The organism is Halomonas sp. NO4 (assembly GCF_010994375.1).
Classification (GTDB): domain Bacteria; phylum Pseudomonadota; class Gammaproteobacteria; order Pseudomonadales; family Halomonadaceae; genus Halomonas.
Genome location: NZ_WHMA01000012.1, coordinates 34,616 through 49,136 on the forward strand (window position 1 = coordinate 34,616; position 14,521 = coordinate 49,136).

Annotated in this window: 15 protein-coding genes and 4 tRNA genes; 14 read left to right on the forward strand and 5 right to left on the reverse strand. The window is 67.0% G+C overall.

All coding sequences use genetic code 11. The features are described from left to right. Positions 1–72: 72 nt before the first annotated feature. A tRNA-Ala gene (locus tag FEF15_RS10580) sits at positions 73–148 on the reverse strand. A 232-nt stretch (positions 149–380) separates the two neighbouring features. Here FEF15_RS10580 and FEF15_RS10585 point away from each other — a divergent pair. The 8 genes from FEF15_RS10585 to nadB all read left to right on the forward strand — a co-directional run bounded on the left by FEF15_RS10585 (position 381) and on the right by nadB (position 6,635). Further along, a complete protein-coding gene (locus FEF15_RS10585) occupies positions 381–1,028 on the forward strand; it encodes a response regulator (protein WP_163559133.1) in 648 nt (215 codons plus the stop codon). Positions 1,029–1,082: 54 nt separating this feature from the next. Further along, a complete protein-coding gene (uvrC, locus tag FEF15_RS10590; RefSeq protein ID WP_163559134.1) occupies positions 1,083–2,897 on the forward strand; it encodes an excinuclease ABC subunit UvrC in 1,815 nt (604 codons plus the stop codon). Between the two features lie 68 nt (positions 2,898–2,965). Beyond that, a complete protein-coding gene (gene pgsA / locus FEF15_RS10595) occupies positions 2,966–3,514 on the forward strand; it encodes a CDP-diacylglycerol--glycerol-3-phosphate 3-phosphatidyltransferase (RefSeq protein ID WP_163559135.1) in 549 nt (182 codons plus the stop codon). Positions 3,515–3,574: 60 nt separating this feature from the next. Next, positions 3,575–3,649 (forward strand) — tRNA-Gly (locus FEF15_RS10600). A 12-nt stretch (positions 3,650–3,661) separates the two neighbouring features. Continuing rightward, positions 3,662–3,735 (forward strand) — tRNA-Cys (locus FEF15_RS10605). 41 nt (positions 3,736–3,776) lie between these two features. Beyond that, positions 3,777–3,863 (forward strand) — tRNA-Leu (locus FEF15_RS10610). Positions 3,864–3,922: 59 nt separating this feature from the next. After that, positions 3,923–5,068: an FUSC family protein gene (locus FEF15_RS10615; protein ID WP_163559136.1), complete on the forward strand. Its 1,146-nt coding sequence runs from the start codon at positions 3,923–3,925 to the stop codon at positions 5,066–5,068. After that, complete coding sequence (nadB, locus tag FEF15_RS10620) at positions 5,049–6,635, forward strand: L-aspartate oxidase (RefSeq protein WP_163559137.1); 1,587 nt, start codon at positions 5,049–5,051, stop codon at positions 6,633–6,635. Before FEF15_RS10615 ends, nadB begins: the two co-directional genes overlap by 20 nt. Positions 6,636–6,681: 46 nt before the next feature. Here the strand turns inward: nadB and FEF15_RS10625 are convergent, their stop codons facing one another. Both FEF15_RS10625 and FEF15_RS10630 read right to left on the reverse strand, forming a co-directional pair. Next, positions 6,682–7,080, reverse strand: coding sequence for a protein YgfX (locus tag FEF15_RS10625; RefSeq protein WP_163559138.1), 399 nt, complete (start codon positions 7,078–7,080; stop codon positions 6,682–6,684). Further along, on the reverse strand, positions 7,040–7,336 hold the full coding sequence (locus FEF15_RS10630) for a succinate dehydrogenase assembly factor 2 (RefSeq protein WP_163559139.1): 297 nt from the start codon (positions 7,334–7,336) through the stop codon (positions 7,040–7,042). The genes FEF15_RS10625 and FEF15_RS10630 overlap by 41 nt, the downstream gene beginning before the upstream one ends. A gap of 185 nt (positions 7,337–7,521) precedes the next feature. Between FEF15_RS10630 and FEF15_RS10635 the strand changes: the two genes are divergently transcribed. The 3 genes from FEF15_RS10635 to lapB are packed head-to-tail and all read left to right on the forward strand — an operon-like array spanning position 7,522 to position 9,360. Further along, on the forward strand, positions 7,522–7,836 hold the full coding sequence (locus FEF15_RS10635; protein ID WP_276208208.1) for an integration host factor subunit beta: 315 nt from the start codon (positions 7,522–7,524) through the stop codon (positions 7,834–7,836). 30 nt (positions 7,837–7,866) lie between these two features. Continuing rightward, on the forward strand, positions 7,867–8,172 hold the full coding sequence (locus FEF15_RS10640) for a LapA family protein (RefSeq protein WP_163559140.1): 306 nt from the start codon (positions 7,867–7,869) through the stop codon (positions 8,170–8,172). After that, positions 8,173–9,360 carry a lipopolysaccharide assembly protein LapB gene (gene lapB / locus FEF15_RS10645; protein ID WP_163559141.1) on the forward strand — a complete coding sequence of 396 codons (1,188 nt, stop codon included), beginning with the start codon at positions 8,173–8,175 and terminating at the stop codon, positions 9,358–9,360. Between the two features lie 16 nt (positions 9,361–9,376). Here lapB and pyrF read toward each other — a convergent pair whose 3' ends face one another. Then, a complete protein-coding gene (gene pyrF, locus FEF15_RS10650) occupies positions 9,377–10,075 on the reverse strand; it encodes an orotidine-5'-phosphate decarboxylase (RefSeq protein WP_163559142.1) in 699 nt (232 codons plus the stop codon). A 173-nt stretch (positions 10,076–10,248) separates the two neighbouring features. Here pyrF and cfa point away from each other — a divergent pair, with 173 nt between their 5' ends. Then, entirely contained in the window at positions 10,249–11,400 is a 1,152-nt protein-coding gene (cfa, locus tag FEF15_RS10655; protein ID WP_163559143.1) for a cyclopropane fatty acyl phospholipid synthase, read from the forward strand. Positions 11,401–11,589: 189 nt separating this feature from the next. Next, complete coding sequence (locus tag FEF15_RS10660) at positions 11,590–12,498, forward strand: sensor domain-containing diguanylate cyclase (protein ID WP_163559144.1); 909 nt, start codon at positions 11,590–11,592, stop codon at positions 12,496–12,498. 10 nt (positions 12,499–12,508) lie between these two features. On the opposite strand, the gene FEF15_RS10665 is transcribed toward FEF15_RS10660, so the two are convergent. Continuing rightward, a complete protein-coding gene (locus tag FEF15_RS10665) occupies positions 12,509–13,126 on the reverse strand; it encodes a hypothetical protein (RefSeq protein ID WP_163559145.1) in 618 nt (205 codons plus the stop codon). A gap of 128 nt (positions 13,127–13,254) precedes the next feature. Between FEF15_RS10665 and FEF15_RS10670 the strand changes: the two genes are divergently transcribed. Further along, on the forward strand, positions 13,255–14,442 hold the full coding sequence (locus tag FEF15_RS10670; protein WP_163559146.1) for an amino acid aminotransferase: 1,188 nt from the start codon (positions 13,255–13,257) through the stop codon (positions 14,440–14,442). Positions 14,443–14,521: the final 79 nt, after the last annotated feature.

Here is a 14,521-nt window from a genome sequence, read left to right on the forward strand (position 1 = left end):
CTGGCCGCGATCGCGGCACACGAAAAAGCCGCCTGGCGGAGTACGCCAAGCGGCTGATTCGACATGTCTTGTTGGTGGAGCCTAGCGGGATCGAACCGCTGACCTCAACACTGCCAGTGTTGCGCTCTCCCAGCTGAGCTAAGGCCCCACGCTATCTCGCCTCGGCGAGAACGAGACGCATACTACCACCTCGGTTTTCGGCGTCAAGCGCACGGGCGATTTTTCTTGCGGCTCGTGCGCATTTCTTGATGCCCCACGGATTGCGAAGCCTGACTAATTTTCCTTGGTTGCCGACTGTGGCAAGCTTGGCAACCGGTAGCGCGATGCCCTACCCCAGGCCGCCGAGGCTTCCACCCCGTCAACGCCGAGGAGCGTCAGCATTGATCAAGGTTCTTATCGTCGACGATCACCATCTGGTGCGCACCAGCCTTGCGCGCCTACTGGACGGTGAGGATGACCTGCAGGTAATCGGCGAGGCCGCGAGCGGCGAGGAGGCCATCACCCTGAGTCGAAGCCTAAGGCCGGACGTGGTGCTGATGGACCTGCGCATGCCGGGAATCGGCGGGCTGGAAGCCACGCGCAAGATCGTACGCGGCGACCCGGATGTACGAGTACTCGCCCTGACCGGTTTCATGGAGGACAGCTTCGCCCAGCGCCTGCTGGAAGCCGGCGCCGGCGGCTTCATCAGCAAGGAGACCCAGGTCTCCGACATGGTCGACGCCGTGCGCAGCGTCTTCGCCGGTCGCCGCTACATCAGCGCCGACATCGCGCAGCGCCTGGTGCTGGCGCGTTTCGATCCCGACGAGAACCCCTTCGACCAGCTCTCCCATCGCGAACTGCAGGTGGCGATGATGATCGTCAACTGCCAACGAGTGGCCGAGATTTCCGACCGTCTCTTCCTGAGCCCCAAGACGGTCAACACCTACCGCTACCGAATCTTCGAGAAGCTCGGCGTGGAAACGGACGTGGAACTGACCCACCTCGGGCTGCGCTACGGCCTGGTGGCCGGCTTCGACAGCCCCCCCTGAGGCCGCGCATCTGTTACGCTAGTGGCTTCTCCACCACGCGTTACCACTTGCACGATGCCTTTCGATTCGCGGCACTTCCTTGCCAATGTTACCCAGGCACCGGGCGTCTACCGCATGCTCGACGCCCAGGGCGAGACGCTCTATGTCGGCAAGGCCAAGCGCCTCAAGGCCCGCCTGGCCAGCTACTTCCGTGGCGCACTCAATACCAAGACCCAGGCCATGGTAGCGCGCATCGCCGATATCCAAGTCACCGTCACGCGCAGCGAGATCGAGGCGCTGCTGCTCGAGCAGACCCTGATCAAGGAGCTGCGCCCGCCCTACAACATCCTGCTGCGCGACGACAAGTCCTACCCCTTCGTCTTCGTCAGCGACCGCCACCCCTACCCGGCCCTGGAGTACAAGCGGGCGCGCACCCGCCGCGACGACGGCCGCTACCTGGGCCCCTATCCCAGCAGCGGTGCGGTACGCGAGAGCCTGTCGCTGATGCAGAAGATTTTTCGCATCCGCAACTGCGAGGACAGTGTCTTCGCCAACCGCACGCGCCCCTGCCTGCAGTACCAGATCGATCGCTGCAGCGCGCCCTGCGTGGGTTATATCAGCGAGGCCGACTACCGACGCGACCTGGAACACGCCGTCATGTGCCTGGAGGGCAAGAGCGAAGCGGTCACCCAGGAACTCACCGACGCGATGGAGCGCGCCAGTTGCGAGCTGGCCTTCGAGGAGGCCGCACGCCTGCGCGACCAGATCCAGCAACTGCGCCAGCTGCAGCAACGCCAGTTCGTCGACACCGAAGGCGGTGATGCTGATGTCTTTGCCCTCGCCAGTCGCCCCGGCACCCAGTGCATCTCTGTGCTGGCCGTGCGACAGGGGCGTCTTCTCGGCGCTCGCCACCATACCCCCGGCAACGGCCTCGACCTGGATGCCGAGGCTCTGCTCGGCGACTTTGTCAGTCAGTATTATCTGGGCCAGGAGCGTGAGATTCCCCGCGAGGTGATCACCAGCCATCCCCTGCCCGACCCGGAGATCCTCGAGAGCGCGCTGAGCAGCCAGGCGGGGCGCCGCGTGCGTGTCACCCACAGCGTGCGCGGCCACCGCAGCCAGTGGCTGGAGCTTGCCCGCACCAACGCCGAGCAGCAGCTCGCCGGCCAGCTCGCCAATCAGGGCGAGCTGAACCGGCGTTTTGCGGCCCTGCGTGATGCCCTCGAGTTGAGCGAGACGCCCGAACGGCTGGAGTGCTTCGACATCAGCCATAGCCAGGGCGAGGCCACCGTGGCCTCCTGCGTGGTCTTCGACCAGAACGGGCCACGCAAGTCGGACTACCGCCGCTTCAATATCGAAGGCGTGGCCGCCGGCGACGACTACGCCGCCATGCACCAGGCCCTGGAGCGCCGCTTCCGCCGCCTGGCCGACGGCGAGGGTACCATCCCCGACATCCTGCTGGTCGACGGTGGCAAGGGGCAGCTCAACCAGGCACGCGATGTGCTCACCGAACTGGGCCTGGGGCAGATCCACCTGCTCGGCGTGGCCAAGGGCACCACCCGCAAGGCAGGCCTGGAAACCCTCTTTCTAGAGACCGTCGAACATACCCTGGACCTCGATGCCACCTCGCCGGCCCTGCACCTCATCCAGCACGTGCGCGACGAGGCGCACCGCTTCGCCATCACCGGCCACCGCACGCGGCGCGACAAGGCGCGGCGCAGCTCCACCCTGGAGGGCATCGCCGGGGTGGGCCCCAAACGCCGGCGCGAACTGCTGCGCTTCTTCGGCGGGCTGCAGGGGGTCAAGCAGGCCAGTCGCGAAGAGCTTTCCCGCGTGCCGGGCATCAGCACCGCGCTCGCCGAGACCATTCATCGCGCCCTGCATGGATGAAGCGAGTGGCGGCCGCTAGAATGGCAGGCCCCGATGGACAACCCACATCGCCAAGGACATCGCTTGCAATGAACATCCCCAACCTCCTGACGCTCGGCCGCATCGTCTTCATTCCCCTGTTGGTGGTGTTCTTCTACCTGCCGTTTTCCTGGAGCATGCCGGTCGCCGCGGCCCTCTTCGCCCTCGCCTCGGTGACCGACTGGCTCGATGGCTATCTGGCACGACGCTGGGACCAGTCCACCCCCTTCGGCGCCTTCCTCGACCCGGTGGCCGACAAAGTGATGGTGGCGGTTGCCCTGGCGCTGCTCGTCGAGCGTTTCGATTCTGCCTGGCTGACCCTACCGGCGCTGGTGATCATCGGCCGCGAGATCGTAATCTCGGCGTTGCGCGAGTGGATGGCGGAGATGGGCAAGCGCAGCAGCGTCGCCGTCTCCTGGCTGGGCAAGGTCAAGACCACCCTGCAGATGGTCGCCCTGCTGCTGCTGATCGCCTTCGCGCCCGGCACCCCCCTGGCACTGCTCGGCTTGCTGACGCTGCACGCCGCCGCCCTTCTCACCCTGTGGTCCATGGTGCTCTACCTGCGCGCCGCCTGGCCGCACCTGAGTCGCTCCATGTAGTAAACGCCGTCAAGCCATTGACAGTGCCGGCCTTGTCCGTATAATTCGCTCTCGAGTCGAGCGGGAATAGCTCAGTGGTAGAGCATCGCCTTGCCAAGGCGAGGGTCGCGAGTTCGAATCTCGTTTCCCGCTCCATCGACTCAACGAGGCTGGATGGCAGAGTGGTTATGCAGCGGACTGCAACTCCGTGTACGCCGGTTCGATTCCGACTCCAGCCTCCACTTTCTCCTGCCAGCTTCCGCTGCCTGCTCGAAACCGTGCCGCCCGGATGGCGAAATTGGTAGACGCAAGAGACTTAAAATCTCTCGGTGGCAACACCGTGCCGGTTCGAGCCCGGCTCCGGGCACCAAGCGCCTCGCCTCCCTGCCATCGTGCGCCGCATCTTGCGCCCGAACGGGGCCTTGCCTCATGAATCTGCCGCCCCTGCGCGACCCTCATCTGAACTACCGACACCAACGCCGCCTCCACGTGTTTCGCGTGCTACTGGCCCTGTCGATCACCTACGCCATCATCACGCTGTTCGAAGTGCCGCACTCCGGCTGGGCGCTGGTGAGCACCGTCATGGTGATGGGCAACTTGCCCCATGTCGGCGGGGTGCTCGACAAGGGGCGCCAGCGGCTGCTCGGCTCGCTGCTCGGCGCGGGCTGGGGCGTGCTGCTGATCCTGCTGCCGTTCGCCTCCCCCGCGACCGTTTCCCTGGGAGCCCTGGCCGGCATCGGCCTGGCTACCTGGCTCACCTTCGGCGGACGCCAAGGCTACGCTGGCCTGATGTTCGCCATCAGCCTGTTGCTGGTGATCGGCACCCACGATCGGGAGCTCGATATCGCCCTGTGGCGAGCCTTCGATGTGCTGCTCGGCACCCTGATCGGCATCGGCGTCACCGCCCTGGTGCTGCCGCAGAAGGCCACCGACATGATGCGCTTCCTCCTGGCCGAGAACCTCGAGCGCCTGGCGCGGCTCTACCATGCTCACACCGCCGCGAACCAGGCCACCGATGTCGATACCCGGGCGCTGCTCAAGGCCTCCAGCAAGCAGCTGGTCAAGCAGCGCACGCTGGTCGACGCCATCCATCGCGAACGCCGCCTGCGGCGCGACGAGCTCGACGACCTCATCTCCCTGCAGCGTCGGATGCTCTCCACCATCGAACTGCTGCTGGAGACGCACTGGACGACGCGTGCCGGCCACGAGCGCATCGCGGCCATGGACGGGCTGCGGGAGGCGCAGCACCGCCTGGCGCGCGAGCTCGGCAGCCTGGCCTACCAGGTGCGCACCGGCCAGCCGATTTCAGTCGCCATCACGCCGTTCGATCTTCAGCGCCATGCCGACCTGGCCCGCAACGCCCGCGGCGAGGACGGCCGCGCCCTGTTCAGCCCCAGCGGCTACCTGTGGCTCAACCGCGAGCTGACCCGCCTGACCCAGGCCCTGGCGGCCCGGCTGGGCAGCCTGGAGCGCCTGCCCAGCCAGCGCTTGCGGCACGCCTCGGGACGTTCGCGTATCATTCCCGGCCAGGCGCCACTTGCACAAGGAGAGCAAGATGACTCACCGCGACCATGACGTGCTGATCATCGGTGGCGGCGTGGCCGGCCTCACCCTGGCCCTGCACAGCGCCGCCACCCGCCGGGTCACCCTGGTTCGCCCGGCCAGCGACGACCGCGGCGCCAGCCGCTGGGCCCAGGGCGGCATCGCCGCCGTGCTCTCGCCGCAGGATGACTTCGCTGCCCACGTCGCCGATACCCTGGTCGCGGGCGACGGACTGTGCGACGAGCGCGCCGTGCGCTTCACCGTCGAGCAGGGGCCCGCCGCCATCGAGTGGTTGCTCTCTCTGGGCGTGCCCTTCACCCGCGATATCACGCCCGATGCCGCCTACCCCTACCACCTGACCCGGGAGGGCGGCCACGGTGCCCGTCGCGTCATCCACGTGGAAGACGCAACCGGACGCGCCGTGCTCGACACCCTCAAGGCACATGCCGAGGCCCATCCGGCCATCACCGTGCGCGACGACCTCACGGCCATCGGCCTGATCGGCGACGCGGCCGGCCACTGCCGCGGCGCCCGGTGCCTCGATGCCCGCGGCGAGCTGACCGCCCTGATGGCCCGGGACACCGTACTCGCAACCGGCGGCGCCAGCGGTCTCTACCGCCACACCACCAGCCCCCAGCCCGCCAGCGGCGAGGGCATGCTGATGGCCGCCGAACTGGGGGCGGAGCTGATGAACCTGGAATTCCAGCAGTTCCACCCCACCTGCCTCTACGACCCCGAGGGCCCGCCCTTCCTGATCAGCGAGGCGGTGCGTGGCGAGGGCGGGCGGCTGGTCACCGCTTCGGGCGAGCGCTTCATGCTCGCTGAGGATCCTCGCGCCGAGCTGGCCCCGCGCGACATCGTCGCCCGTGCCATCGACGCCGAGATGCAGCGCAGCGGCGCGGCGCATGTGTGGCTCGACGTGCGCCACCTCGGCGAGGCGGCCATTCGCCACCACTTCCCCACCATCCACGCCCACTGCCTCTCTCGCGGCCTCGACATCGCACACCAGCCGATTCCGGTGGTGCCCGCCGCGCATTACAGCTGCGGGGGCGTGGCCACCGACCTGGACGGTGCCACCAGCGTGCCGCACCTTCATGCCATCGGTGAGGTCGCCTGCACCGGCCTGCACGGCGCCAACCGCATGGCCAGCAACTCGCTGCTGGAGTGCCTGGTATTCGCCCGCAGCTGTGCTGCCCGCCTGGCCAGCCCCGCCGCGCCATCGTCAGCGCGGCTGGTCACGGTGACAACCGGGAACACCAGGGCTGCCCCGGAGCAGGTCCATGAGTGGCGACAGGCGATGCGCGAGGTGATGAGTCGGCAAGTGGCCATCGTGCGCCACGACAGCGGCCTGGAGAGTGCGGACCGGGAGCTGGCGGCCCTCGCGGCGACGGTCGGCCCCACGATCCAGGATGCCGCCGCTCCCGACCCCGCGCTTGCCAGTCTCTGGCACGCCCTGCGCCTGGCCCGCCTCACCGTGGCCAGTGCCCGAGCCCGCCGCGAATCCCGCGGCCTGCACTACAACCCCGACTGCCCACATCACGGCGATACCGCACCACGCCCGTCGCGCTGCCGTCTCGCCGACCTCGAAACACCTGCTTGAGCGGGGCACGGCCTGGCGTTGGCGCGCCAGGCCGCCTGCTCAGGGATCAGATCGCAAGCTGTATCAGCCGGCGCCGCAGCTGACGCAGGCTCTCGCGCTCACTGCTGTCGGGCCACAGCCACAGCGACTCGCGCCCCAGTCGCAAGCCGATCAGCCAGGAGCCCAGGTAGTGACAGCGCAGCGTGACGGGGCGAAACACCGCCTCGCCCTGGGCGCGCCAGTACCAGGCGCCGCCGGCCTCGCCCGGTTGCCCGCGCAGCTCGCCGCCGCGCTCCCGGCGGTACTGGCTGATCAGCACGCTCCCTAGAGTCACGCCACCCAGCAGCCACAGACCTGGATGGGCGTAGGCCACCAGCAGGGCCATCACGGCCAGGGCAATCAGCGCGTGACTGGCTCGGGCCAGCCTAGACGGGACGACGCGGATCGTTATCGGCGTTCTCGGCATGGGCCTGGATCATCTCAACGATACGCCGATGGGCGGGATTCGACGGCACATCGCGGCGCATCAGCCAGGCGAAGAGATCCTGGTCCTCCTCCGTGATCAGCTCGCGGTAAGCCGCCTGGTCGTCGACGTCCAGGCTGTCGTAGCAGTGCTCCAGGAAGGGAATCAGCAGCAGGTCCAGCTCCCACATGCCTCGGCGGGAGTGCCAGTGCAGGCGCTTGCGCTGGGCAAGCGCCTCGGGGGTTGTCGCGTCGTTCAACGTCGGCCTCGACAGTCGCGGTGAATGGTGCGCCCAGTATACCCAAGGCGTGCCCTGGAGGCAGCCGCCGGCGCGGTTTCCGGGCATCCGCTTGACCATGGTCGTAGTGCGTTGTTTTATCACGATTTGCGCAGTATGCTGAGAGCAGAATAACAACTCCCTTCGGCTCCGTTGCGGAGCCGGCCATCGCCAGGAGAGAGTCGATGACAAAATCCGAGTTGATCGAGCAGATCGCCATGCGGCAGCCCGACCTGTCGCTCAAGGAAGTCGAGTCCGCGGTACGTCTCATCCTCGACGACATTACCGACACCCTGGCCGAGGGCGGGCGCGTGGAAATTCGCGGCTTCGGCAGCTTTTCGCTGCACTACCGCGAGCCGCGCATCGGTCGCAACCCCAAGACCGGCGACCCTGTCGCCCTGGACGGCAAGTTCGTGCCACACTTCAAGCCCGGCAAGGAGCTGCGCGAGCAGGTCAATGCCAGCCGTGCCCTCGGCTACTAACCGATTCCACCATTCACAAGGGACAAGCCCATGCGTTGGCTTAAAGGCCTGATTCTGGCCATCATTCTGCTCGGGGTGCTGCTGGTCGGCATCCTGTTTGCCGTGAACAACCAGCAGACCGTGCCGCTCAACCTGATCTGGATCGAGCTGCCGGCCGCCTCGCTGTCGGTCTGGCTTCTCGCCGCCCTGGCGGGTGGCGTGGTGCTCGGCATGCTGGCGATGACCGGAGTCTGGCTCAGGCTGCGCACCCACCTGACACGCGCCCAGCGCCACAACCGCCAGCAGCGCAAGGAGCTCGACCGTCTGCGGGTCCAGGAGCTGAAGGAACTGCCCTAGATGCCCGATGCCCTGCTGCTAACCCTGTTGGTGGCAGCCGTGGCCATCGGCTGGTGGCTAGGCCGCCGCGAACGCCGTGGCCACGCCAATCCCGCGCAGCCCCCCGCGCTGACGCGGGATTATTTCGTGGGCCTCAACTACCTGCTCAACGAGCAGCCGGACCGCGCCATCGAGGCCTTCGTGGCCGCCCTCGAGGTCAACAGCGAAACCATCGACACCCACATTACCCTGGGTAATCTCTTCCGCACCCGGGGCGAGGCGGATCGCGCCGTCAAGATTCATCAGAACCTGCTGGCCCGCCCCACGCTCACCACGGCACAGAGCGAACAGGTGCAGCTGGAGCTGTCGCGGGATTTCCTCAAGCTGGGCCTGCTCGACCGCGCCGAACGCCTGCTCCAGCAGCTGATTCGCGAATCGGGCCACGAGGAGACCCGCCACACGGCGAAGCAACTGCTGGTCGACCTCTTCGACCGCGAGGGCGAGTGGCAGGCCGCCCTGGACGTCGCCCACCCGGCGCTGGTGCGACAGCACGAGGAGATACGGCGTGCCGCCGCGCACTGGCTGTGCGAGCTCGCCGAGCAGGCGCGACGCACCGCCAGCCCCGGAGTCGCCCGCAAGAAGCTGCGTCAGGCCATAGCCATCGATCCGCACTGCGTGCGGGCCAACCTGCTGCTGGCCGCCCTGGCCGAGGATACCGCGCGCTACCGGGAAGCGATCCGCCACCTGATGCACATCCCCGAACAGGACGTGGCGTTCGTGCCGGTGATGCTCGAACCGCTGCAGCACGCCCACCGCCTACTGGACGACGATGCCGGCCTGGTGGCCTGCCTGGAGCAGCTGCGCGCGCAAGCCCCCTTCACCAGCCTGGTGATCCTGCTGGCCGAGACGCGCCGGCGCCAGGAAGGCGTGCAGGTGGCCATCGACCTGGTCACCGACCAGCTCGATCGCACCCCGAGCCTGGGGGGGCTGGACTACCTGCTGGATCTCTATCACCACCAGCAACAGGCCGGTGGCGAACCCGACACGCGCATCCGGCTGCTCAAGCAGCACACCCGTTCCCTGCTCCAGGCCCGGCCACGCCATCGTTGCCAGCGCTGTGGCCTGGCCGGTGAGCCGCTGCACTGGCAGTGCCCGCGCTGCCGCAGCTGGGGCACCACCCGGCCGATCACCGGTATCGAGGGAGAGTGACGACGCTTCCGGCTCTCTACGCCGCCAGTTCTTGCTCGATGGCGGCCAGCGCCGCCATGGGATCCTTCGCCCGGGTGACGGGACGCCCCACCACCAGATGCGTGCTGCCCGACGCCCTGGCCGCCTGCGGCGTCATGATCCGCCACTGATCGTCCGCTGCGGCAAAGGTCGGCCGAATCCCCGGCGTTACCTTGAGAAAGCGCTCGCCGCACAGCTCGCGCAGCCGCGCCGCTTCCTGGGCCGAGCACACCACCCCATCCATGCCGCTGTCCTGGGCGAGCTGTGCCAGGCGCTCGACCTGTGTCTCGGCCGTGCCCGCCACGCCCACTTCCGCCAGGTCGGCCTCTTCCAGGCTGGTCAGCACGGTCACGGCGATGAGGTGCGTTTCCAGGCCATGGCGATCCAGCCGCTCACGCGCGGCTTCCATCATGCGCCGCCCGCCGCTGGCATGCACATTGACCATCCACACGCCCTGCTCGGCGGCCGCCTGCACAGCCCCCGCCACGGTGTTGGGGATGTCGTGGAACTTGAGATCGAGAAACACCTCGAAGCCGCGCCCGTGGAGCGCCTCGAGGACATCGGGCCCGCTGCGGGTGAAAAGCTCCTTGCCCACCTTGACGCGACAGCGCTTCGGATCGAGACGATCGGCCAGACACAGGGCGGCATCCAGGGAGGGATGATCGAGGGCGATGATCAGGGGCGAATCGCAGGACACGTCGACGACTCCGTTGGCAGGTCCATTGGCAAACATTGGCAAAATAGTGGCACGGCGCGAGTATACCAGCCCGCAGCGTTGTTCGGCGCGCGCCAGCTTGGTCTATGCTCAGACGAAACACGCCAAGGACTTGCCGCTCATCAGTGCCTAACCAGATGGACCGGGAGGACTCCATGACCAGCGATCAACCAATGGCCCCCATCGCTCTGCCCGACACCCGCGCGCGACGCGTGCTCGACTCCCTGCTGGCCGGCTCGGGCGTCACCCTCAACGGCCACCAGCCCTGGGACCCGCAGATCTATCATCCCGATTTCTGCTCGCGAGTGCTGCGCCAGGGCTCCTTGGGGCTCGGCGAGGCCTACATGGATGGCTGGTGGGAGTGCGAGCGGATCGACGAGATGACCTGCCGGCTGCTGTGCCATGGTCTTGGCGAACGCGCCAAGAAGCCCGCCGACCGGTTGATGTACCGCCTCCAGGCCGGCCTGCTCAACCTGCAGAGCAAGGCGCGTGCCTACATCGTCGGCGAGCAGCACTATGACCTGGGCAACGACCTCTTCGAAGGCATGCTCGACCCCACCATGTGCTATTCGTGCGGCTACTGGAAGGCCGCGGATACGCTCCACGACGCACAGCGGGCCAAACTGGAACTCGCCTGCCGCAAGCTCGAACTGGCACCGGGAATGCGCGTCCTCGACATCGGCTGCGGCTGGGGCAGCTTTGCCGAGCATGCCGCCCGCCACCATGGCGTCGAGGTCACCGGCATCACCATCTCCCGCGAGCAGGCCCGGCTGGCCCGCGAGCGCTGCGCCGGCCTGCCGGTGGAGATCCTGCTCCAGGACTATCGCGACCTGGACGGCCACTTCGACCGCATCGTCTCCATCGGCATGTTCGAACACGTGGGGCACCGCAACTACGCCACCTATTTCACTACCGTGGAGAAACTGCTCGACGACGCCGGACTCTTCCTGCTCCACACCATCGGCTCGAACCGCTCGGATGTCGTCGCCGACCCTTGGATCGACCGCTACATCTTCCCCAACGGCCAGCTGCCTTCGATCCGCCATATCGCCGAGGCGAGCGAAGGCCACATGACCATGGAGGACTGGCAGAACTTCGGTGCCGACTACGACACTACCCTGATGGCCTGGCTCGCCAACTTCGAGACGCACTGGCCCGAGATCGCCGACCGCTACAACGAACGCACCCGGCGCATGTTCCGCTACTACCTCTCGGTCTGCGCCGGCGGCTTCCGGGCGCGCCATATGGAACTCTGGCAAGTGGTCTTCTCCCGCGGCCGCCCCGGTCGCTACGACGCACCGCGATAAAACTGATCGAGGACAATCCCGCCTGTCTTACAAATCCTGTAGGATATTGCCTACAACCACGCCGGGATGCACCGCCACCCCGGCAGGGGTATATTAGCAAGTTCACCGATCTGCCAAGCCTGGGCGCCTCCCCCGGCCGACAACAATACGCAGTGATCCTGTACGCAGTCGGGATGCAAGGACACCCGCATGGAACAACACGACGTCATGCCGGGTGGGGGGCTGGACACACCGGAGCGGCTTCGCGACTTCACCGCACGCCTGCCGGGAGTCATCTTCCAGTTCTATCGTGGTCGCGACGGCCACATGCGCTTCCCCTACCTGGCCGGTAGCGGTACCGGTCTGCCGGGCATCGAGCCCGACCAGCTGATGCACGACGCTCTCCATATGCTCGACCGCCTCGACGAGGAGGACTACCCGCGCCTGATGACCGCCATCGAACGCTCGGCGCGCTGGCAGATACCCATCGCCACCAAGTTCCGCCTGCGCCTCTTCAACGGCCGCTCACGCTGGATCGCCCTGCGTGCCCAGCCGCAACCCTCGGAGCATGGGGTGCTGTGGCACGGCATGATGATCGACATCACCGAACAGATGATCGAGGAGGCACGCCTGCGCCGGCTGTCCGACACCGATGCCCTCACCGGTCTTGCCAACCGGCGCAAGCTGATCACCCGGCTCAATGAGGAAACCTCGCTGTGCAATCGCCATGGCACCCCGTTGTCGCTGATGCTGCTCGATCTCGACCACTTCAAGCGCATCAATGATACCTGGGGCCACCTCCAGGGTGACCAGGTGCTCGTCGAACTGGCGAAACTCTCCCGCGAGGTGCTGCGCGAGGAAGACACCATGGGGCGCCTCGGCGGCGAAGAATTCGCGATCGTGTTGCCGCTCACGCCCCTCATCCGCTGCCAGCCTCTGGCCGAGCGCCTGCGACGCCTGATCGCCGAGCACGACTTCGGCATCGCGCCCGGCGAGGTCACCGTCAGCATCGGCCTGGCCGAGTACCGCCTCGGTGAACCCCGCGACACCCTGATCGAACGTGCCGATGCCAGTCTCTACGCCGCCAAGCGCCAGGGACGCAATCGCGTCATCGCCTGACCGCTCCGCCTCAGCCCCGCCGACGCCGCGACTGCAGCGCGCGCATCAGCAGGTGCACCGGCAGGTAGACCGCCACTGGCCAGCCCAGCATCAGCCCCGCCAGGTAGAGCAACGGGTCGAGCGTCTCCTGATGGGTGCCGAAGGGCCCGTGGACCCAGTTGATGTTGCGCTCGGCCTCGGTGACCAAATAGGAGACGGGAATCACCACCCAGGTAAGCAGGGTCTGCCACGCCAGCGCCCGCGAATCATACCCCAGCCGCGCCACCGCCACGCCCGCGACCAGTGGCAGCAGCAGGTGGTAGAGTGAGAGCAGCCGTGTCGTGAGCGGGTTATCGGGGTTGAACATGTACTCCGTGCCCCCGATGGGGTGCACCCCGGTCAGCCAGGCCGTGCCCACGTCCACCGCCCACAGGGCGCCCACCAGTGCCACGGCCAGCCACTGCATCGACAGTAGCCGCCGGTTCTCGCTCCACAGTCCGACCAGAATCAGGAAATTGGCCAGGTTGCACAGCCACAGGAAATTCTGCGGCCCGAGCAGTACCGCATAGGTGGGCGCCCAGCCCAGAATCCAGGCCGTAAAGGCCAGCTTCAGCCAGAGTGGCAGGCGAGTTCGTGACGTGTCCTCCATTGCCTCCCTCCGTATGCGACCTGCTCTCACTGTAGCAAGCCTGTCGGTGGCAGTTCGCCGAGCGCAATGGCATCATGGGGAGCGATTATCACTGCATTGCCGCCAGAACCGACGAGGTAGCGAGACACATGTTCGAACACATTGAGCGGGTACCCGGAGACGCCATTCTCGGCCTGATCGAGGCCTTCAAGAAGGACACCAACCCCCAGAAGGTCGATCTCGGCGTCGGTGTCTACAAGGACGCCGAGGGCAACACGCCGGTAATGCGCGCGGTCAAAGAAGCCGAGGCGCGGCTGCTCAAGAACGAGACCACCAAGACCTACATCGGCTCCCACGGCGACCCGCGCTACGGCCAGGTGATCCTGCCCATGGTGCTGGGCGAGGATTCGCCGGTGCTGGATGCCGGCCGCGCCAGCGCCACCCAGTCGCCCGGCGGCACCGGCGCCCTGCGCCTGGCGGCGGATTTCATCAGCCAGCAGCTGCCCGGCAAGGACATCTGGGTCAGCGACCCGACCTGGCCGAACCACTTGGGCATCTTCAAGGCAGCCGGCATCACCCTGCACAAGTATCCCTACGTGGACGCCGAGAACCGCCTCGACTTCGACGGCATGCTGGGGGCCCTGAAGCAGATTCCCGAAGGCGACGTGGTGGTGCTGCACGCCTGTTGTCACAACCCCACCGGCTTCGACCTGTCCCGCGAGCAGTGGCAGACCGTCCTCGAGGTGGTCCGCGAGCGCAACCTGCTACCGCTGATCGACTTCGCCTATCAGGGCTTCGGCGAAGGCCTCGACGAGGACGCCTACGGCGTGCGCCTGATGGCCGAGAACCTCGATGAGGTGATCATCACCAGCTCCTGCTCCAAGAACTTCGGCATCTACTGCGAGCGCACCGGCTGCCTGATCATGGTGGCCAAGAACGCCGAGCAGATGGAGAACGTGCGCTCGCAGATCGCCATCGTGGCCCGCGAGAACTACTCCAATCCGCCCGCCCATGGCGGGGCCATCGTCAGCGAGATCCTGCACTCCGCCGAGCTCGCGGCCGTGTGGCGCGAGGAGCTCACCGAGATGCGCGACCGCATCAACACACTGCGGCGCGACTTCGTCGAGGCGCTCAAGCCCTATGGTCTCGACCAGAAGTACGCCTGCGTGGCCGAACAGCGCGGCATGTTCTCCTACACCGGCCTCACCCCCGATCAGGTCGACCGCCTGCGCGACGAGTTCGGCATCTACATGGTGCGTTCGGGCCGTGCCAACGTGGCTGGCTTCTCCCAGCACAACCTGCCCTACCTGGCCAAGGCGATCGCCGCGGTCAACTGAGCCGCCAATCGCCGAACCCCCGCCACGACGCCCGGCTCCGGCCGGGCGTCGTCGTTTCCGACCCACGAGATTTCCCGCC